Origin of the sequence: Exiguobacterium qingdaonense (assembly GCF_018617855.1) — a bacterium.
Lineage (GTDB): Bacteria > Bacillota > Bacilli > Exiguobacteriales > Exiguobacteriaceae > Exiguobacterium > Exiguobacterium qingdaonense.
Map to the genome: position 1 here is coordinate 51,182 of NZ_JACSKY010000003.1, position 26,289 is coordinate 77,470.

The following is a 26,289-nucleotide window of genomic DNA, read 5'->3' on the forward strand; positions in this document are numbered from 1 at the left end:
TTAAGATGGTCTTGTAAGCGTTTCCATAACGGAGGGGTGTCAAGTGGCGACAATCAAACAAGTAGCAAAACATGCGAACGTTTCAGTAGCGACCGTATCACGCGTCATGAACAAAAGTGGATATGTGAGCGAAGAGGCGAAAGAAGCAGTCGAAAAGGCGATTGCGGAATTGAATTACGCACCGAACCGAGTCGCGCGTTCGCTTTATAAAAAATCATCGAATTTGATTGGACTCATCATGCCAGACATCACGAACCCGTTCTTTCCGCAGCTGGCTCGGGCGATTGAAGATGTCGCGAATCAGCATGGCTATCAAGTCGTCTTATGTAACACGGACGAGCAACTTGAAAAAGAGCAGACATACTTGGTCGCTTTGCAGACAATGCATGTCGACGGTTTGATCATCACGACGAATCATTCACACAATCCGAATTATGAGACGTTGGATCTACCGATGGTTGCGCTTGACCGGATCGTGAAGGCGGGCATCGATGCAGTCATTTCTGACGGCTATGAGGGTGGGAAGTTGGCAGCCGACACGTTGTTACAGCGTGGAGCGACACGGCTGACCCACATCGCCGGACCCGATCATCTCAAGACCGTCAAGCGTCGAACGGAAGGATTCGTCGAAGTAGCGGGAGACAAGCTCGTCGGGATGACCGAGTCCACGTTCACGTTCAAAGATGCATTGAAAGCCTCCCAAGAGCTGTTCGATCACGCTTGGCCGTTCGATGGCATCTTCGCAGCGAACGATGTGATTGCAGCCGCAGTATTGCAAGAAGCCGTCCGTCGAAATATTCGTGTTCCGGAAGAACTACAAGTCATCGGGTATGACGGGATCGAGCTAGGTGAGATGACGTCGCCACCGTTGACGACCATCGTACAACCAATTTATGAAATGGGACGAATGGCGACCGAACGATTGCTTGATTTGATTGAGAAAAAGGATACGCAACCGAAAGAGATGCTGTTACCGGTCACGTTACTTGAAAGGCAAACGACAAAGCGAAAGGAGAAATAGAGAATGAAACGCATTGTTGTCATCGGCAGTATATCAATGGACCTCGTCGTCACGTCCGACAAACGTCCGCAAGCAGGAGAAACGGTAATTGGTGATTCGTTTCGTACCGTTCCAGGGGGGAAGGGAGCGAATCAGGCGGTCGCCGCTTCAAGATTAGACGGTACCGTACAAATGGTCGGCTGTGTGGGGAGCGACCCGTTTGGACAACATATTCTTCAGAATTTTACACAGCATGGCGTTGATGTCACGAACGTTCGTGTTATACGAGATGAGGTAACGGGCACTGCCCATATCGTCTTGGCAGAAGCAGATAATTCGATTGTCGTCGTTCAATCGGCGAACAAACAGGTTACCTTCACAGAAGAAGAACTTGAGAAACTTCTAGACGATCAATCTTTTGTGCTTCTCCAACTCGAAATTCCAATCGAGACCGTCCGGCAAGTGACGTCTTATTGTCAGTCAAAAGGGATTCCAGTATTACTGAATCCGGCACCGTCGCAACCGCTCCCGCCAGAAGTGATTGAACAAGTCACGTATCTGACACCGAATGAACATGAGTGCCGCGATTTATTCGATGGTTTATCCGTGGATGAAGTGCTCGAGCGATATCCGAACAAACTACTCGTCACGGAGGGAGCACGCGGCGTACGATTCCATGATGGGCAATCAGTTCGGCACGTACCGGCCATCCGAGCGAACGTCGTCGATACGACGGGAGCGGGGGACACGTTCAACGGCGCACTCGCGGTTGCACTTGTCGAACATAACGATTTAGAAGCGGCGGTACGATTTGCCGTGGTCGCGTCCGGCATGAGTGTCGAGGGGTTTGGCGCACAGGGCGGTATGCCGACACGTCAAGCTGTACAACAACGATTGGAGCATGTGTGATGAAAAAACAAGGGATTTTGAATAGTCATCTAGCTAAAATCTTTGCCGATCTCGGGCATACAGACCGGGTCGTCATCGCGGATTGTGGATTGCCGATTCCGGACGGTGTAAAACGGGTCGACCTCAGTCTTCGCATCGGGGAACCTTCTTTTTTAGACGTTTTAGACGCTGTGAACTCCGACATGGTCGTGGAGCGTATCACGATTGCCGAGGAAATTCTCACGCATAATCCGGCGATTGCCGATTCATTGAAAGAGCAGTATCGAGAAGTCGACATGTGTTCACATGAAGAGTTCAAACGTGAAGTGGAAAAAGCGAAAGTCGTCATTCGAACCGGGGAAGCGACACCTTACGCCAACGTCATCTTGCACGCCGGGGTCATTTTTTAAGGGGAGGGATTCGATGCACATTCAATTGAAAGGAATCCATAAGTCGTTCGGTCCGGTCTCCGTCTTAAAAGGGGTCGACTTCGAGCTATTACCTGGGGAGATTCATGCGCTCATGGGTGAGAACGGTGCCGGGAAATCGACGTTGATGAAAGTGATGACCGGTCTTCACGCTCAAGATGAAGGAGAGATCCTGATTGATGAGAAGAGACGGCAATTCAAACACCCGAAAGAAGCGGAGCAAGAAGGCATCGCCTTCATTCATCAAGAACTCAATATCTTACCTGAAATGACGGTGACGGAGAACTTGTTTCTCGGTCGAGAACTGACGGGGCCGTTTGGGACAATCAAACAGCAAGAGATGGCGAGACGGGCTCGGGAGTATTTAGCAGAATTGAATGTATTCATGGACGTCAATGAAGTGGCTCGGAACTTATCTGTCGGTCAACAGCAGATGATTGAGATTGCGAAGGCGCTCATGACGGATGCGAAAGTCATCGTCATGGATGAACCGACAGCAGCCTTGACGGATCGGGAAATCCAAGCACTCTTTGCCGTATCACGGGCATTACGGGACCAAGGCGTATCCATCATCTACATCTCCCATCGGATGGAAGAAATTTTTGAGTTGTGTGACCGCATCACCGTACTGCGAGACGGGCAATCCATCTCGACGCGCATGATTCAAGACACGTCATTCGAAGAAACTGTACGTGATATGGTCGGGCGTGAAATCGGTGAACGGTATCCGGCACGTACCACAACGCTCGGGGATGTTGTACTCGAAGTGGATGATTTAATCGGTAACCGGTTCCACAACGTATCGTTCAACGTTCGTGCCGGTGAAATCGTTGGATTTTCCGGATTGATGGGAGCGGGACGGACCGAAGTGATGCGTGCCTTGTTCGGGGCGGACACCCATAAAGGTGGAGTCATCAAGTTGAACGGGAAGCCGATTCGCATCAAAACTCCAGCAGACGCCATCAAGCACGGCATCGCATTTTTGACAGAGGACCGAAAAGGAGAGGGGTTGCTACTCGACTTCTCGCTCCGAGAAAATCTGTCACTCCCGACACTCGACAAGCGGACGAAAGGGTCCGTCATCTCGAAACATCAAGAAGCAACGTTCGCGGAGACGTACTTGCAAAAACTGCGGGTCAAGCACCATTCGATGGAACAAAAAGTGAAATCGCTGTCCGGTGGGAACCAACAGAAGATTGTGCTCGGTAAATGGTTAGGTGTCGAGCCGGACGTCTTGATTTTGGATGAACCGACCCGGGGTGTCGATGTCGGTGCCAAGAAAGAGATTTACAACATTATGAGCGATCTCGCGGAATCGGGTGTCGCCATCATCATGGTCTCTTCTGACTTACCAGAAGTGCTCGGCATGAGCGACCGAATTGTCGTCATGCGGGAAGGTGTCGTGACGGGAACGCTCACGAAAGAAGAGGCGACACAAGAAAAAGTTATGACATATGCGACAGGAGGGCAATGACATGGAATTGAAAGCAACGACTGCACTGAAGCGCCCCGGTCGACTCGGATGGGGACAAAAGTTAGGCCCACTGTTTGGTCTGCTCGTCATCGTCGTCGTCGTGACCGCGCTAGAACCAGGATTTTTATCATTAAACAATATCTTTAACGTACTTCGACAAGTTTCGATTAACGCCTTGATTGCTTTTGGGATGACGTTCGTCATCTTGACGGGAGGGATCGATTTATCGGTCGGTTCCATTTTAGCTCTCGCATCTGCATTAGTGGCAGGCATGATGGTAGATGGTCAACATGCAATTATGGCTGTCGCTCTCGGTTTGATCGCAGGTGCTCTTCTTGGTGCCTTTAACGGTGCGGTCATCACGTACGGGAAAGTGGCACCGTTTATTGCGACATTGGCCACGATGACGATTTATCGGGGATTGACGCTCGTTTATACGGACGGTCGACCAATTACAGGTCTTGGAGATTCTGGTTGGTTCGAGATGCTCGGACGTGGTTACTTCTGGATTATTCCGGTGCCGGCATTGACGATGTTACTCGCGTTCGGTGTCCTCTATTTTATCTTGAAGAAGACGACATTCGGTCGGCATACGTATGCGATTGGTGGAAATGAGGAAGCGGCAAAATTGATGGGGATTGGCGTCAATAAAGTCAAAATCATGATTTACTCGTTGTCTGGGATGCTCGCGGCACTCGCCGGGATTATCTTGACCTCGCGCCTCAACTCCGCTCAACCGACGGCAGGGACGTCATATGAACTCGATGCCATCGCAGCTGTCGTTCTCGGGGGAACGAGCCTAGCGGGTGGCCGTGGTTGGATCGTCGGAACGTTGATCGGGGCGCTCATCATCGGAACGTTAAATAACGGATTGAACCTTCTCGGCGTATCATCTTTCTTCCAACTCGTCGTAAAAGGTGCAGTTATATTGTTTGCAGTATTGCTTGATCGTCGACAAAACGCTTAACACGCGAAAGGGGAAACGGAACATGAAAAAATGGACAGCTTGGCTACTCGCACTGACAATGGTATTGATGGCAGCTTGCTCGACAGAACAACCGGGGTCAACATCTGAGACGGAAACGAAAGATGGGGATTACGAAATTGGACTCTCGATTTCAACATTGAACAACCCGTTCTTCGTCGCTCTAAAAGAAGGTGCAGAAGAGCAGGCGAACGAAATGGATGCGACACTTACTGTGGCGGATGCACAAAATGATGCGGCAAAACAAGTGAACGACGTTGAGGACATGATTCAAAAAGGCATGGACTTGATTTTAATTAATCCGACAGACTCAGAAGCGGTTGGAGCAGCGGTACAGGCAGCGAACGATGCGGGTATTCCAGTCATCACAGTAGACCGTAATGCTGAAACCGGTGACGTCGTCGCACACGTGGCGTCAGATAACGTTGCTGGCGGTCAGTTGGCGGGTGACTACATGGTCGAACTCGTTGGGGAAGGACAAAAAGTGGTTGAACTTGAAGGGATTCCGGGAGCGTCTGCGACACGTGACCGTGGTCAAGGGTTCAATGAAGCAATCGATGGGAAACTCGAGGTAGTCGCAAAACAATCTGCGAACTTTGACCGTGCAGAAGGATTGACGGTCATGGAGAACATTTTACAGGACAATAAAGATATCGTCGCTGTGTTCGCGCATAACGATGAGATGGCGCTCGGTGCCGTTCAAGCGCTCGATGCAGCTGGTATGAGTGACGTGAAAGTCATCGGGTTCGATGCGACAGACGATGCGGTCAAAGCGGTCGAAGGTGGAACGATGGCAGCGACCGTCGCTCAAAAGCCAACTGAAATCGGGAAATTGGGTGTGGAAGCTGCAATTAATCATTTGAGCGGCGAAACGGTGGAAGCGAACATCCCGGTAGAGCTCGAATTAATCAAATAATCCAAATGAAACCTCACGATACCTCGATTTCGGGTAAGGTATCGTGAGGTTTTTTCAGTGTTCACACATCCCTGTCCATGAATTGGATAGTAAATCCCTTTTTAGGGTATATCTAGATAAAAATGAATTTCGTTTTGTTCATCGGAAGATCAGATCGGAGGAGATGACATCCTTCATCCGACAGCACACATGTCAATGTTTCTGATCAAGTGAAGGCGGTACGGGACGAGTGTCGTCAATAGTTTGATTGTTAGAATACTGAACCTCGATCAATACGACATCTTCATGTGCTTTGAGCGTATGGGCGACCCCACGTCGAATCGATATGACGTCGGTCGGTTTTACTTCAAATGATCGTCCGTCAAGCGTCACGCTCGCCGTCCCTTGGAGTACCGTCCAGATCGTGTCGGTCTCTTCATGATAATGATAGCTGAGTTCTTTTCCTGCCTGAACGAGCATGCGACGCGTCATGCTATGATTTCCGTCTTCAAGCGTCTCATGATGGATGACTTCCGATTGTCCCCATCGTTTCCATTTGAACTTCGGATAGTCATCAGAGGAAGCGAGGTAATCCTTCAGTTGCGGAGTCGCCTCTTTTGTTGAGACGAGAATCCCATCCGCGTTAGCAGCGACGATCATATCCTCAAGCCCGACCCCAATCAACGGAAGGTTCAGTTCATTGATTACGTGGGTGTTCGTCGATTCAAACAGTTCGACTTGGCCATGGGTTGTCGACGTCATCTCTTCGGTCAATGTGTTCCATGTCCCCAAGTCTTTCCAATCTCCATCGTAGCGATGAACAAATACAGACTCCGTGTGTTCGACGACCGCATAGTCAAACGAAGTCTTTTCTAAATCATCGTAGCGACTTGTCAGCTCTGAATAGGTCGTCGGTAGGTTTCGTTCTGTCAGTTCATCGAGTAACCGGTGTAACTTGCAAGCAAAAATCCCACAGTTCCATAGTGCACCTTGCTCAATCAGTCGCTCTGCCACATCGACGACCGGTTTTTCTTGAAACAAGCGGACAGAGGAGATTTGAGCCATTTCATTTGGGACGATATATCCGTATTTTGATGTCGGATGGAGGGGGGTGACCCCAATCAGATGTAAGGCATCGTCACTCGCCTGCACCGCTTCATTTACTTGAGGGAAGTATTCAAAAAAACGAAGGTCGACATAAGCATCGACCGGCATCACAAGCACCGTCTCATCCGGGTCGATCCGTTGTTCGTTTAAATAACTTGCGCCGAGCACGATAGCAGGAAACGTATCACGACGACTCGGTTCGGTGATGATATTGGCATCGGTCCCGATTTGATAGACAATTGCGTCACGTTGGAGCGCATTCGTTAAAATAAAGGCATCCTGGTCTAACTTCATGTCACTTAGTTGTGAGAAGACACGTTCAATCATCGACTGTTTGGCACCTTGACCGTCATCAAGTAGTCGAATGAACTGTTTTGAGTTGATATCATTTGAAAGTGGCCATAGACGCTTTCCAGACCCACCAGATAGTAAGAGTAATTTCACTTCGTGACACCCTTTCTCGATTAAAATTTCGGAGGTACACAACATGGCAAATTACTTACTCGTCGAACCGCATGAGCATACACGCAAGACGTTGGCTCGTCTATTGATGAATGAAGGAGAACTTATTTTCGAAGCAACGGAAGCGACAGAAGCGATTACGATTTTAGAATCAAGCGATATCGATGTCGTCATCACAGAAATGCGGCTCCCCCATACGGACGGGGTCGAATTATTATCTTATGTGAAGAAGAAGTTTCCGCTCATTCATCAAATCGTATTGACTGACTATACGCATACACACACGTTAATCGCGGCCGTCAATTATGGGAACGTCAAGCGCATCATGACGAAACCGATGAAAATCGATGAGTATGTGATTCGTGTCATAAAAGATGTCGGTCAACAAGCTGTCAACATGAAAACGAACAAGTATCGAGTCGCAGACACGTTGACAGAGTTTCTAGATGATCTTGGACAGGCATATTGTCTGTTTTATGAGAATGGTGACTTGGTCAGTTCAGAGAGTCTCGTCGTATCGTTCGAGTCCGGGGAGACGAACGAGTTGAAACGTTTTGTCATCCCCACTCAATACGGAGATTTTATTTTGTATCAGTCACGGGATCGCTCTTCCCGAACTTGTGGGTAAAGAGTTGCGATACCCCAATCATTGTCAATCGAAAGTACATGTAGGCGACTCCCGTTGCTAACACCGGGTGTCGTCTATATTTTTTGAGATTGGACGGATGATAGAGCACCGGTCTGAAGAAATACCAGCGAGCGAGTGCTTTGCGAAATCCACCTTTCTCTGTCTCAAGTGTCTGTGGCATCACTTGGAAATAATAGCGTTTCTTTTCGAGAAGATTTTGAAGCGTTACTTCCTTCTCATTATGTTTCACCGTGGTGAACGTGGCGCGACGGATGATGCCACCTTGTTGAATGTAACGAATCGTCGGTTGTGTTTCTTCAAAACTAATTTGAGTGGGGTTGATTCCACCCGATGCTTCGTATGCCTCCATCCGCCAAAAGCGTGCCGCCTCGATTGAACGGTCATCAATCCGTTCTTCAGGAATTTGGAATAGGTTACGCTCAAACACCTTCACTTTGGAGAAAAAGTTCGTGTACGTGCTATAGGCCTCTTCCGGGATGACGAGCGCGCCGACATCTTCGTGATGTTTTAGGTAAAGTGAACAACTCGTCAACAGTCCCTCGGTCAATACCATGTCCGAGTCAATGATGTACAGCATGTCCACATTGAGCTCTCGGAGACGACCGATCGCTTCTTTACGGGCGATTCCACGCTCGCCATGTGCGAGAGGGAGAATGATGAAGCGGTCGTCGTCAGCGGTTAACTCTCGCATGACCTCGACGGTTCGATCGGTCGAGCCATCATCCGCAATCACGCAGACAAATTCGGCCGTTTGTTGTTGGATGGACTGAATCGTTTCCTGAATGATTGCCTCGTTACAATACGTTGACATCGCAATTCCAATCATGATGTTCTCCCTTCCTGAATCAAGATTCCGAGCTTATCGGTCAACCAACGTTCAAATGCCGTCCCGGTGCGACTCCACTGCAACGTCTTCGCAAACGTATGGGCGTCACGTCTCACGGTTTCATAGTGACCTCGGTCGTTTAGACAGCGTCTCATCTCGAGTGCGAGCGCCTCTGCTGTCTGTGCCATCGTCATATAACCGAGTTTTCCATACTGAACTGCGTCTCGAAGTCCAGGAGCGTCGTACACAATCGTCGGCGTCCCGACAGCGGCAGCCTCGCTGACGGTTAGTCCCCATCCTTCACGACGGGACGGGAATAGGAGGGCCGTCGCTCGACTCATCCGTTCAAGTTTCTCTTCTTCGCTCACAAAACCGAAATAATGGACATCAGATCGTATCGCTTCCGGCGTAATGGGATTGAGTTGTTCGGTAATGTACGCTTCGTTCTTTTTCCCGATAATCCATAGTTGTGCGGTCGGGAAGTCACGTTTGATGGATACGAACGCTTTGACCGCATCATTGATTCCTTTATAGGCGGACATGCGTCCAACGTATAAAAATGTAGGATTTTGTTCCTTTGGATACCATGCGTCTTCTGGCCACGGTGTGAAATTGAGACCCTCCGGTAAAATCGTGATGTGCGATGCAGGGATTCCGACGGACACGAGATCGTCTGCTGTCGACTGACTGACGGTCAACACGTCATTTTGTCGATAAAGGCGCAAGCGAGTGGTCTCCGTCCATGCTCCGACCCATGACATGGGGGGGGATAGATTGATGCGCCAAATTTCACGCGTCAATTGATGGATGAAGAGAATACGCTTGTGCTCGGGTACATAGAATGGCGTGAAGAAATGGTGTGTATTCATTTGATCGATGACGAGATCGATTTCCTCTTCGTGCGCTTTGTAGTAGCGTCGTGCCTCGACGATGCTCGTGACGTCTGTACCCGTACGAATATAACGGACGCCATCAATCCATTCCTCATCCGAGCGTCCTTCGATATGAGGGGACAGATGAATGATATTGTAACGAGGGGACACGTAAGCTAGCATCTCATGCGTGAATACTTCGGCCCCGCCTGCCTTAGGGTGTTTAATGTCTCGCCAAGATAAACATAATAAAGTGGGTTTCATCACATTTCCTCCTTTAAGCGCCGACGTCGCTCAGAGTGAAAGCGGAAACGGAGGAGCAGAGATCCACCGAGTAAGACGACCGCTTGAGCGAAGAGCCACATCTCCATCGATTGCCGGAATAGGAATAAGGCAACGAGAAACACGAAGAGTAGAGCCCAATACCAGCGCAAGTAGTGATTGTTCCGTAAGATGAACTGCAACATCGCCTCATACTGAACGATGATGATACCGATATACGTGAAAATCATGTAGCGTACAAAATATCCGGCCTCGTCATATCCTTGTCCGAAGAATATAGGAACGACCGATGGAATGACCAAGAAGTAAAGCACCGCAATCACTCCAAGTGCTGCTAATAGCAAGCGGAACACCATGCGTTCAAACGATAGGAATGAGTCCGTCTCAGCCGCTCGGCTCAGACGTGGCAACATGACTTGGAAAACAGACAGACAGACGAACAAGACGAGCTGACTAAAGCGCAGGCTGACGGAATAGTCTCCTACGAGCGACGGGAAAAATAGAGTGACGAGTAAACTGTCGATTGAAAAGAAGAGTGTCATGACGATTTGCACATGAATGAGTTGGAACAGACCATGAAATTGTCTCTCTCCAGCCGTTTCTGGAAAATGAGTTTGCCACATGCTGAGGCCGTACGTCAGCACCATACCAATCAAAATACCAATCAGGGCAAGCGTGATGTCGAGTCGTTCAAGAAACACCCACGTAATCCCCACTTTGACAATGGCTTCAACGTAATAAGATAGAGTCAGGGCATAGAAGCGCTCATTTGCTTGTAAAACCCCACGTCTAAATGACACAAGTATATGGAAGAACACTGTAACTGCAAGTAAAAAAAGGTTAATCCTAGATAAAGGAAGAATATATGGAATAAGTATATAGAGTAGGCCGGACAAGGTCATCGCGACGAGCAAAATAATTCTTTCAATATATCGATAGTCGGTCGCGATCTGTTGCCCTAAGTTTCGGGTGACAATCCACTGGACAGCGCTACCGATAATGAGTAACAGTCCGAGAAGGGCAAGATATGCATTCAAGAGACCGTAGTCTTGATTCGTCAAGCCACGGGCCAGAAAAAAGTGATACGAATAATTGATAATATTGAGCAATGCGTCAAGTACGGGGAAAATCAGTAAAATCGAATAACGACTCATGACAGCTTTCACACTAATCACCTCTTTCGATTCGTTCATCAGAAAAGGAGGACAATGTAATGGATAAAGGGAAAGTGGTCATTTTCACAGACCAGCAACGACAAATTCCGTATGCTTCTTGTATTCCACACTATGAGCTCGTTCTATCTGAGGCGAACCATCAATCTGAACAAAGGATTTCACCCGATATTCGGGGGATGAAAGATCAAGTCAAAGTGTATGTGATTGACTACGTTGAGTATGAAAAAGGATTAACTGTGGCGGCGGCACTACGCACGTACCATCCACAGGCATCAATTTTATGGGTTGATGACGTTATTCGACATATAGGGAACTTCCCCTTTAATAAATTGTTAGGTAATGGTATTTTTAGAATATTTTATTATAGAGAAGAATATCAGGATGAACTGCTCGCTGAGATTCAAAATATTATCCATCCGGAATACGCTGTAAAAAAAGGGACTGTAGCCTTTATATTGCCAATTTTTAATGAAGAGAAACGATTTTCACACATTCATGCTTTTTTGACATCCCTTACCAAAATGATTGAACGAAACTATTTGCACGGATCTGTCTATTTCGTAGACGATGCTTCGTCCGATCAATCAAAGCATCTTTTACAAGAGTATCGGGACATTGTGATGTCTGCGACAGACACATTGTTCAAAATTGATTACTTGAAAATGTATGAGTTGAAGCAGAACACGAAAAAAGCGGGTCTTTTTATCGAAGGGATGACGCATATCTCGAGTGAATATTACGTATTTGTCGATGCGGATAATTCTTTCAAGGTTGACGACATCGCTCAACTGCTAAGCATCGCCGAAAACGATTACTACGATATCGTCATCGGTACGAAAGATTTAACGATTGAAGACAGAAGTCTCGTCCGGAAGTTCGTCAGCCTTGCAAAGCGAACGATCACAAAACCGTTCCTACCGAAAGGCGTGTCGGATTCACAGACAGGGCTGAAAATTATCAATCGCCGAGCGATTCCAAGATTATTGCCATATTTGAGCGCGACGAGTGGATTTGCTATCGACTTAGAGATGATGTATGCGGCAAAAAAAGAGCGCCTTCGCGTCTATCAACAGCCGGTGACGTGTATCGAGCGTGAAGGCTCACATGTCAATCTCGTAAAAGACTCGATCGCCTTTTTGAAGACGATGGCCCTTCTCTTGAGAAAACAGCGAGCTGTCAGTCGGACAAAGCGATGAATCGCATGACACACAAAACCCACGCCTCGTATAGGACGTGGGTTTTGTGTGTCATCGACATAGGATTTACACTTTATTGAATCGCTGTCGCAACCGACGAAGGAGCGGTTCCTCCTGTCGCGCGTTCCAATAGAAGAAGAATGAGACTGGTGTGGCGAGTAACAGGAGGATCATGCCAACAAAATAGACGAGACGTAATACGGCATTCACTTGTACGTCACGTTCGGAAGACATGTACAGTTGCGTCACGCCATTCAAGGCGACGTCACCGCGCTGTGCCCCCTCATCGCTCGAGAGTTCGAACAATGGGGACGGAGAGTCGTTCAATGTGAAACGACCGAGCGTATCCTCATGGGAAACCGTTCGTTTCATCATGCTTCGTTTCACGTCGAGTGATTCTGCTTCTGTTGTAGCGAGCAGCGGACGTTCGGTCACTTCCTCGACAGTCACTTGGTCGGTCAAGAGAAGGTGATCGTAGCGGACGACGTTCAAGTTCTTCATCTCCAGTCGTCCTACATTTTCAATGTTTCCACGCGCCCAAATATGAAGTTGCATCGAAGCGGTGCCTTTTGGTGGAATCAAAATTTGTTCATAGTGATTCCACGTCGATTTTCGATACTCTTCCACTTCACTGATGAAGTCGGTCCCAATCACGCGACGTTGCTCGTCGAGATAGTACATTTTTACATGGCGATTTCGAATCTGTTCACTCCGTGCGTCAAAAGCGACCAAATATTCTCGGTCGGGGAGTGCCTCGATTTGATCCGATACGAAAATATACCAGTCACAGGAACAGGTCGGCTCATAAGATGCGATAAACGTGTCATCTTCAATCGTGGACTCAAACATATCGTCTGTAATGGATACACAGGTCGCGCACGTCGCGGCCGCTTCAGGTGTTGCGAGCGGTTCGGTCACGACGATTTCGTTTGGGTCGAACTTCCGTAAATCTTCCAACTCGATTCGTGATGGCACGTTACTGTCTACGGTCAACTCGAGTGCGTACGATCCCTTCTCCATCTCGAACGTGCTCGGCGTCCACCGTTTCAATGTCGGATGAACATCTTCGAGCGATTGAAGTTGGTATGGGAAGTCACGACGCAAGGAGTCATACGTGACCGTCTGCGACCCGATGTCCGTTTTCACATCAGGCAGTTGCTGCATCTCTGTGACCTCAATCGTCTCTTCTTGAACGACTTCTTCGTTCTGCAAGAGGCGTAAACGAATCGTTCCATCTGTCGAGACAGGTGGTGTCAGGTTGATATGGAATCGATACTCACCTGGCTCTGCCACATCGATTGAACGAGACAACGTGCCGGATGTGAGTGAGACTCCTTTCCCAAAACTGAGAGAAGGGTAGTTCCGCTCGGACTGGATCGTCCCGTTGTAATCGAAATCTTGTTCACCTTCGAGGACCATGAACGTGTTCGTAGGTTCTAATACATTTTGGAGTGACTGCTGTAACGCCTTCCATTCTTCCTCTGGTAAGAAGACGATGTTTTGAATGGCATTGAACCCGACCGTGTTCTCGACAGTGATGGTCGTTTCGTTCGTATCGACATCGTGTATTCCGAGCGGCACCCATTCTAGCCGGGCACCGGTCTGTCTTGCCGTTTCGACGACTTGCTCGTCGTCATTGATGGACACGTCAAGCTGTCCGCCGCTCTGATTCAACAAGACACGGGCGAATCCGATGTAGCGCCCAGGAGGTGTCTCTTTCGTAATGGAGAACGTGTTCGGCACCATGTGTGACTCGAAGCTCTCGATTTGAACATCGTGAATCCACCAATATGTCTTCCGTTCTGGTTTTTGATAACTCAATAAGTCGATGCGCATCGTCTCGGCAGCCCGTGGCGTCACGTATTCTCCGCGCAGATGAATCCCGTCTAAATTTCCGGAATCTCTCGGTGCGACGACGTAAGTCTGGTCGATTTCTTCACCGGATGCATCAAAGAAGCGGACTTTGACGTGCAAGCGGTCGACACCTCGACCTGATGCGATGATATCGAACCGATATGCGTTATTCGGGAGAGCTGGCAACAGCCCGGACTTCGCGACTTGCCAAATGTAGTTCGGATCGCCTTTCGCGACCTCGGCTTGAAGAAGCGGCACATCGTTCGTCGAAGACAATGGGTTAGGTGACAGTTCGACGACGTCCGGATTGTCCGATTTGAAGAACGTTTCATCTTCGAGCATCGAGTTGAAAGAGGCGACTTCCTTGGTCGGCAAGTCGTCGAGTTCGTAAGGTGGAGCATCGATTCGGGCAGAAGCGAAAGAAAGCCCAACCCCATCTCCGAAATCAAGGTCGAATGCAGGGGCTTTCACACCTTGCGTTTGTTGATACCAACGCCAGTCGCTGTTCGCGAATAGAGTCTTGCCCCATGTGAGAAACGGATTGGCAGAATCGATTGCCTCGAACGGTTTCCAATAATACATGTCCGGAATTTGACTGAGGAGCATATCCTTTTGTTCAACCATTTCAATCGCGTCACCCGGACGAATCCAATCAAAGTCGTCACTATGTCGCTGTGTCGTGAATAAAATCGACTGTTTTCCTTGTTCATAACCAGGCAATGTCGCATAGGTGATGGAGCGATCGAGGCCATAAGGCGTCACAATCAGCTGTGGGACGGTCCGGTCGGTGAGCGGTGCGACAATATCGAACAGGGTGAACAGTCCGACTTGTTTCGTTCGAAGTAAGTCACGTTGAGATGCGAGCATCTCCAAGTTGAACTGCTGTCGTTCTTCCATCCCTAAATATTCATCCCGATACGCGAACTGGTCGACACCGAACACTTTGATTAAATGACTCGCCTCGTCCGACCGCCCTGTATCGAGCAAGTACTGTAAGAGTGAAAACAGATAGCGAATCGCTGGAGTCGACCCTTCATGATGGAACACCGTATTTTCAAGTGAGCTATACACATGGAAGTCCCCAGTCGGTTTGACCGTTTCATCGAGTGCAGGATTTTGATTCCATCTCGGTGTCGCCACGCCGGTGATCGGCTGGGTCATCTCATCGGCAATCGGGAATTGAAGCCATTTTCCATCAATTTCTTCTTGGACGGTCACGTATTCTTCAGGTACATCGACCGGTTTATAAAAACCCTCCATATACACGGTGCGATACGGATAGATAAAAAGGGTCAACGCTACAAAACTGCCGATAAAAAGGATACCACGGTAGAGTGGACGTGGAATCGCCTTAGACTGTCTGGCATCGACTATTCCAATTCCGAGCGAGAGAAGCAAACTGTAGCTGACAATCAACAGACCGACAAGCTTGTTCGGGTCACGAAACATCGGACCGATCAACGGTGTGTACGTGACGAGCGCGACGAACGCCGTGGCGACCCATTCATATGTTCCGGTCGCGAAGACAATCAAGCCAATCCCGAGTAAACCGAAAAATAAGTGAATCGGTCGTTTGTAGCTACCGAGAAAGCCGATGGCGATGAAGAAGAGCAAGATGCCTCCTGCCACCCAGAACGTCAGCGGAAGTGTATGCAAGTCAAACATCGGCCACCAGTAACTGATCGTATATAACACATTTTCAATCGAAGAGTTGCGACTGAACAGCATCAACGTCTCCGTGACGTTAATGTTATGTTGTGACGCCTGGGCCCCGAACAAGATAGAACCGACATACATGAAGAACCAGTAGCCATTGAACAAGATGAACACGAATCCGACTGCCGTGATGAGTCGGACGTAGTAGAAGAGATACGATTTGAACGACAACGTCTTCCGTTCGGTCCAAAGTGTTTTGAGCGCAATCAGACCGAGCATAATCCCCATATAAATGGCCGAGAAGAAAAAATAATGAATGCCGGCCGACATAAACATAAACGTGACGGACAACCCGATGGCATCGATCCAAATTCTCGGTGAAAGTCGTTTGTCGAACGAAAAGTCCGGGTCTAGCTGACGTCGGAATTTCGGGTCGAACAAGTTGAAAAAGAGCAGGAGTGCGAACGGGAACAACGCATAGCCGCATAGGAGATAAATGTGTTGGATACGCGTGATGATCCATGGGTTCAACGCGTAAAAGAGCCCGGCGAGCGTGAACGTCATGAGCGTCATCAGTTGGAACTGTTTCGTGATATAAATCGAATGAAGTCGTTTGACGAGTGCGTACATACTGAGTGCCGAAACGATGAGCAACGTCAGGATGAAGGATTTGATGAGAAATGGTCCAGACGCGTCCAACAATAGACTCAGTCCATAAAGCGGTGCGATAAAGACGAGTCGAGGTACGTTTAACAATGTCGTCGTACTCCACCGCTCATTCCACGCACCAAAAATTTCTTCGATATAACGGTCGGATGATAGACCGAATGCGATATCACTAAAGACGACCATCCCCGATGAAAAGAGTGGGTACGCATAGACAAAGATGCATGACATCATAATCGTCAAGGCGATGAGGTCATAACGGTACGTATGCAGACCGTTTCGTAGAGTAGATAAGATGCGTTGCAAACCCGATCTGCCTCCTTTCAGACAATGTATGTCATCTATTTCGCCAAACGTCGGGCTATCCCTGTCTAATCAAAAAAGAGACAGCCGATTCCGGCTATCTCGTTAGGACATGGGACGAAGCAGTGCGCGAACTGGACTTCCATCCCCTTCAACGATCGGGAGGGGAACGGCGTTCAAATCATAATCCCCCGGCAAGATGTCATCTAGGACGAGTCCTTCTAAGATGTGAACACCGTTTCGTGCTAACGCATGATGGGCATTCATCTCTTTACTGTCAATCGCATCGACGGATGGTAAGTCGAGTCCGATCAAAAAGATTCCGAGTTCTCCGAGACGATTCGCGAGAGACGGTGTCAGTTCAGGGATCGTTTCTGGGAAGACGCGCTTATCCGGCCAACCATCCGTCTTCAAAATGAGGCGTTCCACCCCGGTCAAATCGTGACCGTCCAAATCAGATGCTTCAATCTTTGCCTTATGCGGTAGATGAATGACACGGGCTGGTCCGATATAAACGGAAGGGTCGAGGTCGATGACACGTTTTCCTTCATCATCAAAATGGAACGGCGCATCGATATGCGTCCCGACGTGTAAACTCATCGTCACTTTCCCTACATTGACCGAGCCGCTCCGTGCCATCGGCCAAGCGATTTCGTACGAAAACTTCGTGTCTCCCGGCCATGTCGTCACGTCGGCATGAAGCGGTTGTGATACATCAATCCATGTCATTTCCTTCAGCTCCTCTTATAGTGATGTCCGGACCGTCCACAGTTCAGGGAAGAAACGATGATCGAGCACGCGACGTAAATAGTTCACGCCAGACGAGCCTCCTGTCCCCATCTTCTGACCGATGATGCGTTCTACAGTGCTCATATGGTTGAAGCGCCACATTTGTTGTTGGCTACCGATATCCAGTAATTTTTCACCGAGCTCATACAAGTCCCAGTACGTGTCGACGTCCCGATACACCTCGACCCACGCCTTTTCGACACTTTCATTCCATTCCCAGTCCTGTGTGACATCGCGTTCGAGCACACTTGCATCAATCGAGAGTCCACGGCGAGACATCTCGCGGACGGTCACATCATAAACACTAGGGGTTTGGAGCGACGCTTCGAGGAGCGGATACAGCTTTTCATAGTGCGCGTAGACACTGAGCGTCCGTGCATTTTTAAAGCCGAGCGCGAATTCAATCTGACGGTTTTGATAGGACTGAAAGCCAGAGGAAGAGCCGAGCTGGTCACGGAACTCCAAATACTCGGCCGGTGTCAATGTGGCGAGGACGCTCCATGACTGGATGAGTTGCTGCTGAATCTTTGAGACACGGGCGAGCATCTTGAATGAGCGTTCGAGCTCCCCGTTCGTGATGGCCGTCGTGGCCGCCGTCAATTCATGCAAGATGAGTTTCATCCACAACTCGCTCGTCTGATGGATGATGATAAACAGCATCTCATCGTGATGATCAGAGAGGCGATGCTGGCTCGATAAAATCGGGTCGAGTTGCAAATAGTCACCGTACGACATGTCTTTCGAGAAGTCGGTTTGAATCGATTTTTCTATTTTATGTTCCGTGCGTTCACTCATGACAGTTCCCCCTTATGCGACCACTTCGCGGACGTTCTCAAACGCCTCGTATTCTTTGTCATCCATAATTTTCTTTAACGTCACAATCACGTCATACACATCGGTGAATGTATTGTACAAGGCGACCGGTGCGAGACGGATGATATTCGGTGCCCGAAAATCTGGGATGATGCGATGCTGTTTTAACGCTTTACAGATGCGTGCCGCTTCAGGGTGTTCTAGACTTAGGTGCGCACCACGCTGCCGTGTGTCGGTCGGACTTCCGATGAAGAACCCATGTGGTTTGAGCATTCTTTCAATCAAGTCCATCATATACGTCGTGAGGGCGAGTGATTTTTGACGAATCGCGTCCATTCCGACCTCGTTGAACATTTCGAGCGCGCCAAGCTGTGGAGCGAGGCTCATAACGTGTGGTGTTCCAATTTGGAATGCACCTGCATGTTCGGCTGGTGTCATCGTGTGATCCATATCGAACTGTTTATCTTTGCGCGAACCGAACCATCCGGCGAGTCCAGGTGTCGTGCCGAAGTGACGTTCATGAACGAATAAGCCACCGACCGTTCCCGGCCCTCCATTTAAATGTTTATAGTTGCACCAGTAAGCGAAATCGACACCCCATTCATGGAAGTCATGAGGGATGGCACCGACGGAGTGACAGGCATCGAAACCGATCAAAATCCCGCGCTCGTGTGCCGCCTTCGCTAGACGAGGCATATCTAAAATCTGACCGCTCCGGTAGAGGACGGTCGGCAATACGATGAGGGCGATCTCATCGGTCATCGCCTCAATTAAATCATCTTCTACTAAGAAACGGCCATCCGGACTGGCGACTTGAACGAGATGTTCTGATGGGGCGAGACCGCGCAGTTCGAGCTGACTCTTCAAAGCGTAAATGTCAGACGGGAACGTGAGGGCGTCTGCCAAAATTTTCGTTCGTTTGCCTTCTGGTTTAAAGAAAGAGGCGACGAGTTGATGCAAGTTCACCGTCGTCGAACCGGTCACCATCACTTCTTCTGGCTTTCCTCCGATGAGCGGCGCGTTCAGTGTGGCCAACTCTTCAGACAAATTGAACCAAGGATGACGACCGGACATCCAACCATCGATCCCGAGCTCTCTCCAGTCCGCAAGCGATTCAAGGAGCGTACGCTCGGCTCGTTTCGATAAGAGTCCGAGTGAATTCCCATCCATATAAATTCCGTCTTCCGGTAAATAAAACTCTTCCCGATACGATGCGAGCGGGTCCTGTTTGTCTAGTTGCTGTGCGTAGGCACGTGTGAAATCGTTCATCTCCCCGTATTCCCCCTTTTATTGCTGTGTACGTTGTCAAAATCGTAGCAATCAGGTCATAGGAAGTCAACAAACAACGAGGTGGCACATATGTAGGATCGACAAAAAAGCGTTCAAGAATAATCCTGAACGCTTTTATGTGGTACTTATTTAATTTTTCGGACGTTCTCTTGGCGGAGCAACTTGAATAGCGTAAAGACCATCAGTAGAAGAATGATCGTGAAGGGCAAGGCGGAAATCAAGGAAGCGGTTTGGAGACCTTCAAGTCCACTTGCGATCAACAAGACGGCGGCGATTCCTCCTAATAGGACCCCCCACGCGATTCGAACAGGAAGCGGTGGATTTAGTCGTCCATTCGTCGTCATGCTACTGATGATATAGGTGGCGGAGTCTGCCGATGTGATCAAAAACGTTAAGATCAGTAGAATCGACAAGACCGATAGAATAAAGCTGAAGGGTAGCTCAGCAAACGTCACAAACAATGCGCTCGTCACATCCGCGTCAACGGCTTGTGCGATAGAAGTCCCTTCGAATAGATCCAAATGCAAGGCGGTGCCTCCGAAAACAGCAATCCAAAGAAGCGCGATGAACGGAGGAACAATCAGGACCCCGACTACGAATTCACGAATGGTGCGTCCTCGTGAGACACGTGCGACGAACGCTCCGACGAACGGGGACCAGGCGATGGCCCATGCCCAATAAAAGATGGTCCAATCCCGTACCCACGTTCCTTGTTGGTATGGTTGCAAACGAAGGCTGTAGCGAATGAAGTTTTGTAAATAATCACCTAAACCGAGTGTCAATGTCTCTAAAATGAAAATGGTCGGACCGGCAAAAAAGACAAAGACCATTAACACGAGTGCTGTCCCTAGGTTAATATTACTTAACCACTTGATTCCACGATCAAGTCCGGTCGTGGTGGATGTTAAAAAGAGAATGGTCAAGACGACGATAATGAGGACCTGCACCCAAGCAGTGTTCGGGAGTCCGAACACACTGTTCAACCCACCGTTTATTTGGAGAACACCTAAGCCGAGTGAGGTTGCGACCCCCATGACGGTCGCGATCACGGCTAAAATATCGATTGTCTGATTTAAAGGTTGTTTGTAAGGTCGCTCTTTCATGAGAGGAGAAAGGGTAGTCGAGATGAGACCATCCGCGTTTCTTCGGAACTGGAAATAGGCGATAATCAGTCCGACAATCGCAAAGACCGACCATTGACTCACACCCCAGTGGAAGAAGGAATATGCCATGGCAAGGCGCGCTCCTTCAACGGTCAATGCTTCCGTATCCCCATATGGAGGGGTGAAAAAATGGCTCATCGGTTCGGCGACACCCCAAAAGACGAGACCTACACCGAATCCGGCAGAGAATAACATGCCAATCCATGTGAAGAAAGGATATTGAGGACGATCGGTATCTTTCCCGAGACGGATTTTCCCGTATTTACTGAACGCCAGAAAAATTAAGAAGATGACAAACAAGAAAACAGAGAGTAAATAGAACCATCCAAATGATTGAGTTGTAAAATTGAAAATTGAGCCTGCGATTGAGGCGAATGTGTTTGGGGCGATGGCCCCGAACAGAACGAGTAGGGCGACGAGACTCGCCGAAATATAAAAGACGCGATTCAAACGTGGCTTTTGCGTAGAGTCCTTCATGATGTCTCCTTTCGATCTAAATGTTATTGAGAACTAATAAACGATTCCCTATTTTCAACAATGCAAACAGGAGGTGCCCCGAGTTCGCATTCGATTGTGTTTTGACCACTTGAATCGGGAAAGAAATGACTGAGGGGGGAGAAAGAATGAAACTGATTGCGATTGATTTAGATGGGACGTTGCTATCACGTAAAGGTGTCATTACAGAAGCGAACCAAGAAGTGATTCGTCGTCGACAAGAAGCGGGTGACATCGTTGCGATTTGTTCAGGACGCTCGATTCATGACATTGAGGAGTTGTTGAAGCGAAGCGACCTCGTTTGTCCTATTTTGTCGGGGAACGGGGCGATTGGCTTTTATGAGAACGAGCGAATTTACTATTATGCGATGAATCAAACGGTCGTACACGAGCTGTGGGAAATTGCGAAATCGGACGAGGCTTACGTGGAATTTTATACGAACGCTGGGGTGAAGGTACTTCGCTCAGGAACCGAGTTGTTGAAAAGGGAACTCGATGAGGTGTTGCTACACGATCAGTCGTTCACTCGTGAGTGGGCGGAACGTGAGATTGAAATTCAAAATGAGCAGTTCGGACTGACGTATATGGATTCGATGGCAGACATCGACTTTTCACGAGATGAAGTGTACAAGGTGTTCATCTATTCGTTCGACCGCCAAAAGCTGCATCGCTTACGTAAAATATATGAACGACGGGACGACATTTTGATTACTACGGCTGGTTGGACAAAAATTGAGATAGGTCACCCTCGTGCTAGTAAAGGCGCAGCATTGAGAGAACTAACAGAGCATTATGAGATTCCGATGCAAGATGTCGTCGCCATCGGAGATAATCTGAATGACGTGTCGATGTTCGAAGTGGCCGAAACTAGAATCGCGATGGGGAATGCCGTGGATCAGCTGAAGGACTTGAGTACCCATATCACAAAAGATGCGGAAGAGGATGGGGTCGCCTACGCATTGACACATTATATATAGAGGAAGTATGGAGAAATCGTGAACAGGGATTGAAGGTCGATGAAAATGGATATTGTTTATATATAACCATTCACTTTCTGAAATGGGTCGGGGGAAGGGGCGAGTCGTTCGTCACTTGTAGCTGATGGAAGAAAGGGATGGGAAAGTCCACAAAAGCGTGAATCGTGTATTCCGAGCGATGATGCGTCGGCCTCTGTTTGCGATGAAAGCAGACATACCAGACAGACTATGTATGAGGAATTCCACATGATCCGCGCCATAGATGGACGACATAGGTGCCAAGTCTTGCTGTGCCCATTCAATCAAAATGTCTACGAGTCACCCGTTTGATTTCATGTTGTCCGATGAAAAAATAATTGGTGAACCAATGGACAATGAAGCGATTCGAATGATGCGTCACACTGCCTTGGACATCTCTAGTCGAACCAGATTATAGATGGGACGGTCAATCGAGCGAGGCTTGATTGGATGAAAGTCCGGGGACTAGAGAATCAAGAAAAGCGCCGAGTGAGGCGCTTTTCTTGTGGTATTCTATTGGGTGAATGCAGCGGATGGAGGGATTCTATGTCAAAACTATATTGGTTCGGAACGTTCTTTAGTGGTATGATTCTGCTCACGGTAGGCACGCTTGAAGGGGTGTATCGCCTGTTACCGGTTGGTTTGATGGCCATTGCGGTCATTGGCTATCTCATACAGACTCGATTCGAGCAAAAGAAGCGGCGCCCTTGATCGGGTGCCGCTTCTTTTTATAAAGATTCAAGTAAACGTCTCATCACGTCGTCGATTTCTTCTTGTAGTTCATCGGCTTGTCGTTGTAGCGCCATCAATTCATCAAGATCGTCCAGTTCATTCATTCGTCGGAGCAATGCCTGATGTTCGGCCTCTAACTGGGTCAGATGAGCCTCTTCATCAGCCGTAGATGATGTGGGTTTCGTCTTTTTCATCGATTTCGATGATGTTGCGTGCTCCACTTTTGATTCTTCTTTTGGTTCTTGTCCCCGTTTTTCCAAGGCATAGGCGACGTTGCCTTCGAAACGGGTCATCGTCCCGTCAAGCCAGTATGTCACCGGAAACAACTTATTTAAAAAGTAGCGGTCGTGCGATACCGTGACGACCGTTCCAGGAAAACGTTCGAGCGCCTCTTCTAGTGCCTCTCTTGATTCGATATCCAAATGGTTCGTCGGTTCATCCAAGACGAGGACGTTCATTTCTTCATGGACGAGGATGGCGAGCATGAGTCGCATCTTCTCACCACCGCTCAAATTCGAGACAGGTTTAAACACACTCGCCCCGTAAAATAAGAACTGGGCGAGGAGGTGTCTCGCTTTTCCTTCATCGACCGCAATTCGGTCCCGGAATGCCTCGATTAATCGATGCGATTCATCGAACGTGATATGCTGCGATAAATAACCGATTTTTGCTTGGTCGGCTCGCCTTACGGTCCCGGCTTGCGGCACGACTTGACCGAGCAACATCTTTAAAAGAGAAGACTTGCCGCTCCCGTTCGGTCCGACGATGGCGACGCGTTCTCCGTGCCCTGTGTAAAAACTCACATCTTCAAAAAGCGGTCGATCGTAACGGAGTGTCGCATCAGTCACTTCAAAGACGTCGCGTCCGGTTCGTCCGTTTGTCGTGAAATGGATGTTCGGTTGTTCGGCTTCGAGTTGTGGTTTCTTGATGCGCTCTATGCGATCGAGTGCCTTCTCCATCGATTTGGCGCGACGATAAAACTTTTCATTCGGTGGATTGCCTTCGTTGGCCCATTGCCGCAACTGCCGAATCGTTTCTTTCATTTTTTTGATTTTCTTCTGTTGTTCGGTATAAGCATGGAACTGGTCAAGCAACTGTTTTTCTTTTTGTGCGACGAAGTCCGTGTAATTCCCTGAGTAACTCGTCAATTCTCCGTCCTCACACTCGACGATTCGTGTGGCGACCGCATCCAAGAACACGCGGTCGTGGGACACGATCAGGAGCGCTGAATCGTAATCCTGCAAATAGGACTCGAGCCACGTCATCGCTTCTAAATCTAAATGGTTCGTCGGTTCGTCTAAAATGAGTAGCTCTGGTTCTTGTAGGAGAGCCAAAGCGAGACCAATTTTTGTCCGTTCCCCGCCGCTCAATGTATCGAACGGCTGATCGACGAATGAGGTCAGTTTCAGTCCGTCAATCATCGCGCTGATTTTTGACTCGTAGACGTATCCTCCCGCATGTTCGAACTGTGCTTGGACCGTCCCGTATGTGTCGAGAAGGCGTTCGAGCTGTTCGGTCGTCGCCATCTCGAGCTCGAGGCGAGACATCTTCTCACGAAGTCGGTTTACTTCCTCAAAAGCGGTATGCAGGACGTCACGACCACTATGCCCGGGATAGTCGGGAAGCTGGACCAGATAGCCGACCGAGAGTCGCTGACGACGATAAATCGTCCCGGCATCATGTTCTTCAGAACCGACAATCATACGCAGCAGTGTCGTTTTGCCGCTTCCGTTTCGACCGACGAGTCCGACTCGTTCTTGTTCGTTCATGAATAAATTCGCATCTGTAAGAACGGCGTGACCACCGTATTGTTTTTGAATGTGTTGAAGATCGATTAGCATAATAGGTTCCTCCTATAGTTAGGGCCTATCAAAAAAACCGAGCGCAAACAAGCGCTCGGTTGAAAGGGAGAGGCGCTTTGTCGTTTATTCAGCAATGTCTAAAAAAGGACAGACGGGTCCCTTGATTAAGCGACATCGTGAAAAATCGCACGCAAAATGTACAAATGTTCAGTTGTCCAATGCGTACGTCCGACAAATTTCACCTTTCTCCCTCCTTTCATTCATCTATGTCTTGATTGTAAGCGTTTTTCTTATGACTGACAATGAAAATAAAGGAAATGGAAGCAAGGGTGTCGTATATAGTCGCCATCGAGGAGGCGAAGAAATGAGGAAAGAATGGCTAGGAGCACTCAGTTTGACCCTTGCGGCGAGTATATGGGGCGGGATGTATGTGGCCAGTAAATATGCGCTCGCATATATTGAACCGTTCACGTTCGTCTGGTTACGATATGCAGTCGCCTTTACCGTCCTATTTGTCGTCTGGATTCGATTTGGACGGGAATCGATTCGACGGACGGATTGGAAATGGATCGGACTCGTCGGTGTCATCGGATACGTTGCTTCAATTTCGTTTCAATTTATCGGGACAAAATTATCAGATGCACACACCGGCTCGCTCGTGACGGCAGCGACGCCCGCCTTCATGGTGCTGTTCGCCCGGATCCTACTAAAAGAACGGCTGACTCCTGTCAAAATAGGGGCGCTCGTACTAGCGACAATTGGTATTTTGATCGTGATTGGTTGGGAAGGTGGGGGAACGTATCGGGTAGGAAGTTTCATACTCGTTCTAGCTGCCGTGACGTGGGCGCTCATGTCGATTTATGTGAAAATCGGGTCACAGACCTTGTCGACGTTGACGTTAACCACGTTTGCGATTGGAGTCGCATGGGTGTTCATGACACCGTTGATGAGTATAGAGGTCATTCAAAACGGAGTTCCAGATTTGAATGGTGTCCTTTGGCTAAGTGTTCTCTATATCGGTGTCGTATCAACGGCAGGAGCGTTCTTCTTTTGGAACAAAGGGCTCGAGTTGATGGATGCGAGTGTCGGGTCACTCTTTTTCTTCTTTCAACCCTTGGTCGGCGGAACGCTCGGTTGGCTCGTCTTGAACGAGACGCTTCATTTCAACTTCTTTGTCGGTGCTGGTTGTATCATGACGGCAGTGACCTGGTCAACGCTCGCAGACCGACGACAACTACCGGTTTCAGAACGTCATTTATAACGACAAAGCGGTCGTCCTTCTCTTTAGAGGACGACCGCTTTGTTAAAATCCGCGATGTTCGAGCTTATGTCGGTCACGCTCCATCTCGAGTTCGAGCCGGTGAATGGCAAGCTTTTCTTCTTCGATTTTTAGACGGCGCTCCTCGATGTTTGCTTTTTTTACTTTGACAATCGTATCAGCACCGATCGCTGCTACGACGATAACCATGACCATGATGAAAACCATGAATGT

Annotated in this window: 22 protein-coding genes; 11 read left to right on the forward strand and 11 right to left on the reverse strand. The window is 48.7% G+C overall.

What is annotated here, in order from left to right:
- The first annotated feature begins 43 nt into the window (after positions 1 to 43).
- The 6 genes from KNP00_RS05185 to rbsB are packed head-to-tail and all read left to right on the forward strand — an operon-like array spanning position 44 to position 5,691.
- The gene (locus tag KNP00_RS05185; RefSeq protein ID WP_215142913.1) at positions 44 to 1,021 is read left to right on the forward strand and encodes a LacI family DNA-binding transcriptional regulator; all 978 of its coding nucleotides are present in this window, start codon (positions 44 to 46) and stop codon (positions 1,019 to 1,021) included.
- Positions 1,022 to 1,024: 3 nt separating this feature from the next.
- A complete protein-coding gene (gene rbsK / locus KNP00_RS05190) occupies positions 1,025 to 1,909 on the forward strand; it encodes a ribokinase (protein WP_215142915.1) in 885 nt (294 codons plus the stop codon).
- On the forward strand, positions 1,909 to 2,298 hold the full coding sequence (gene rbsD, locus KNP00_RS05195) for a D-ribose pyranase (protein ID WP_215142917.1): 390 nt from the start codon (positions 1,909 to 1,911) through the stop codon (positions 2,296 to 2,298). The genes rbsK and rbsD overlap by 1 nt, the downstream gene beginning before the upstream one ends.
- Before the next feature lie 13 nt (positions 2,299 to 2,311).
- On the forward strand, positions 2,312 to 3,790 hold the full coding sequence (locus KNP00_RS05200; protein ID WP_215142919.1) for a sugar ABC transporter ATP-binding protein: 1,479 nt from the start codon (positions 2,312 to 2,314) through the stop codon (positions 3,788 to 3,790).
- Position 3,791: 1 nt separating this feature from the next.
- Positions 3,792 to 4,757: an ABC transporter permease subunit gene (locus KNP00_RS05205; protein ID WP_215142921.1), complete on the forward strand. Its 966-nt coding sequence runs from the start codon at positions 3,792 to 3,794 to the stop codon at positions 4,755 to 4,757.
- A gap of 22 nt (positions 4,758 to 4,779) precedes the next feature.
- Positions 4,780 to 5,691, forward strand: coding sequence for a ribose ABC transporter substrate-binding protein RbsB (gene rbsB / locus KNP00_RS05210; RefSeq protein WP_215142923.1), 912 nt, complete (start codon positions 4,780 to 4,782; stop codon positions 5,689 to 5,691).
- Positions 5,692 to 5,883: 192 nt separating this feature from the next.
- On the opposite strand, the gene KNP00_RS05215 is transcribed toward rbsB, so the two are convergent.
- Positions 5,884 to 7,221: a sugar phosphate nucleotidyltransferase gene (locus KNP00_RS05215; RefSeq protein WP_215142925.1), complete on the reverse strand. Its 1,338-nt coding sequence runs from the start codon at positions 7,219 to 7,221 to the stop codon at positions 5,884 to 5,886.
- 43 nt (positions 7,222 to 7,264) lie between these two features.
- Between KNP00_RS05215 and KNP00_RS05220 the strand changes: the two genes are divergently transcribed.
- Entirely contained in the window at positions 7,265 to 7,867 is a 603-nt protein-coding gene (locus tag KNP00_RS05220; protein WP_215142926.1) for a response regulator, read from the forward strand.
- On the opposite strand, the gene KNP00_RS05225 is transcribed toward KNP00_RS05220, so the two are convergent.
- Genes KNP00_RS05225 through KNP00_RS05235 form a run of 3 tightly spaced genes read right to left on the reverse strand, consistent with a single transcriptional unit; the run spans position 7,821 to position 11,034 of the window.
- Positions 7,821 to 8,714 (reverse strand): glycosyltransferase family 2 protein, encoded by an 894-nt coding sequence (locus KNP00_RS05225; protein WP_215142927.1) that lies wholly within the window; start codon positions 8,712 to 8,714, stop codon positions 7,821 to 7,823. The two genes, KNP00_RS05220 and KNP00_RS05225, sit on opposite strands and share 47 nt — an antisense overlap.
- Positions 8,711 to 9,850: a glycosyltransferase family 4 protein gene (locus KNP00_RS05230; protein WP_215142929.1), complete on the reverse strand. Its 1,140-nt coding sequence runs from the start codon at positions 9,848 to 9,850 to the stop codon at positions 8,711 to 8,713. The genes KNP00_RS05225 and KNP00_RS05230 overlap by 4 nt, the downstream gene beginning before the upstream one ends.
- Entirely contained in the window at positions 9,850 to 11,034 is a 1,185-nt protein-coding gene (locus tag KNP00_RS05235) for a lipopolysaccharide biosynthesis protein (RefSeq protein WP_215142930.1), read from the reverse strand. Before KNP00_RS05235 ends, KNP00_RS05230 begins: the two co-directional genes overlap by 1 nt.
- Positions 11,035 to 11,081: 47 nt before the next feature.
- Between KNP00_RS05235 and KNP00_RS05240 the strand changes: the two genes are divergently transcribed.
- Positions 11,082 to 12,239, forward strand: coding sequence for a glycosyltransferase (locus tag KNP00_RS05240; RefSeq protein WP_215142931.1), 1,158 nt, complete (start codon positions 11,082 to 11,084; stop codon positions 12,237 to 12,239).
- A 66-nt stretch (positions 12,240 to 12,305) separates the two neighbouring features.
- Here KNP00_RS05240 and KNP00_RS05245 read toward each other — a convergent pair whose 3' ends face one another.
- The 5 genes from KNP00_RS05245 to KNP00_RS05265 form a co-directional block, all read right to left on the reverse strand.
- Positions 12,306 to 16,721 (reverse strand): glycosyltransferase family protein, encoded by a 4,416-nt coding sequence (locus tag KNP00_RS05245; RefSeq protein ID WP_215142932.1) that lies wholly within the window; start codon positions 16,719 to 16,721, stop codon positions 12,306 to 12,308.
- A 102-nt stretch (positions 16,722 to 16,823) separates the two neighbouring features.
- Positions 16,824 to 17,447, reverse strand: coding sequence for an arylformamidase (gene kynB / locus KNP00_RS05250; protein WP_215142934.1), 624 nt, complete (start codon positions 17,445 to 17,447; stop codon positions 16,824 to 16,826).
- 15 nt (positions 17,448 to 17,462) lie between these two features.
- Positions 17,463 to 18,302 carry a tryptophan 2,3-dioxygenase gene (gene kynA / locus KNP00_RS05255; RefSeq protein WP_215142936.1) on the reverse strand — a complete coding sequence of 280 codons (840 nt, stop codon included), beginning with the start codon at positions 18,300 to 18,302 and terminating at the stop codon, positions 17,463 to 17,465.
- A gap of 12 nt (positions 18,303 to 18,314) precedes the next feature.
- On the reverse strand, positions 18,315 to 19,589 hold the full coding sequence (gene kynU / locus KNP00_RS05260) for a kynureninase (protein WP_215142939.1): 1,275 nt from the start codon (positions 19,587 to 19,589) through the stop codon (positions 18,315 to 18,317).
- A 146-nt stretch (positions 19,590 to 19,735) separates the two neighbouring features.
- On the reverse strand, positions 19,736 to 21,250 hold the full coding sequence (locus tag KNP00_RS05265) for a glycine betaine uptake BCCT transporter (RefSeq protein ID WP_215142941.1): 1,515 nt from the start codon (positions 21,248 to 21,250) through the stop codon (positions 19,736 to 19,738).
- Positions 21,251 to 21,396: 146 nt separating this feature from the next.
- Between KNP00_RS05265 and KNP00_RS05270 the strand changes: the two genes are divergently transcribed.
- Both KNP00_RS05270 and KNP00_RS05275 read left to right on the forward strand, forming a co-directional pair.
- On the forward strand, positions 21,397 to 22,245 hold the full coding sequence (locus tag KNP00_RS05270; RefSeq protein ID WP_215142943.1) for a Cof-type HAD-IIB family hydrolase: 849 nt from the start codon (positions 21,397 to 21,399) through the stop codon (positions 22,243 to 22,245).
- A 564-nt stretch (positions 22,246 to 22,809) separates the two neighbouring features.
- Positions 22,810 to 22,974: a hypothetical protein gene (locus tag KNP00_RS05275; RefSeq protein ID WP_215142945.1), complete on the forward strand. Its 165-nt coding sequence runs from the start codon at positions 22,810 to 22,812 to the stop codon at positions 22,972 to 22,974.
- 17 nt (positions 22,975 to 22,991) lie between these two features.
- On the opposite strand, the gene abc-f is transcribed toward KNP00_RS05275, so the two are convergent.
- Positions 22,992 to 24,836: a ribosomal protection-like ABC-F family protein gene (abc-f, locus tag KNP00_RS05280; RefSeq protein ID WP_215142947.1), complete on the reverse strand. Its 1,845-nt coding sequence runs from the start codon at positions 24,834 to 24,836 to the stop codon at positions 22,992 to 22,994.
- Positions 24,837 to 25,161: 325 nt separating this feature from the next.
- Here abc-f and KNP00_RS05285 point away from each other — a divergent pair, with 325 nt between their 5' ends.
- Positions 25,162 to 26,058 carry a DMT family transporter gene (locus KNP00_RS05285; protein WP_215142949.1) on the forward strand — a complete coding sequence of 299 codons (897 nt, stop codon included), beginning with the start codon at positions 25,162 to 25,164 and terminating at the stop codon, positions 26,056 to 26,058.
- 42 nt (positions 26,059 to 26,100) lie between these two features.
- Here KNP00_RS05285 and KNP00_RS05290 read toward each other — a convergent pair whose 3' ends face one another.
- Positions 26,101 to 26,283, reverse strand: a complete 183-nt coding sequence (locus tag KNP00_RS05290) for a hypothetical protein (protein ID WP_215142951.1) — start codon at positions 26,281 to 26,283, stop codon at positions 26,101 to 26,103.
- Positions 26,284 to 26,289 lie beyond the last annotated feature (6 nt).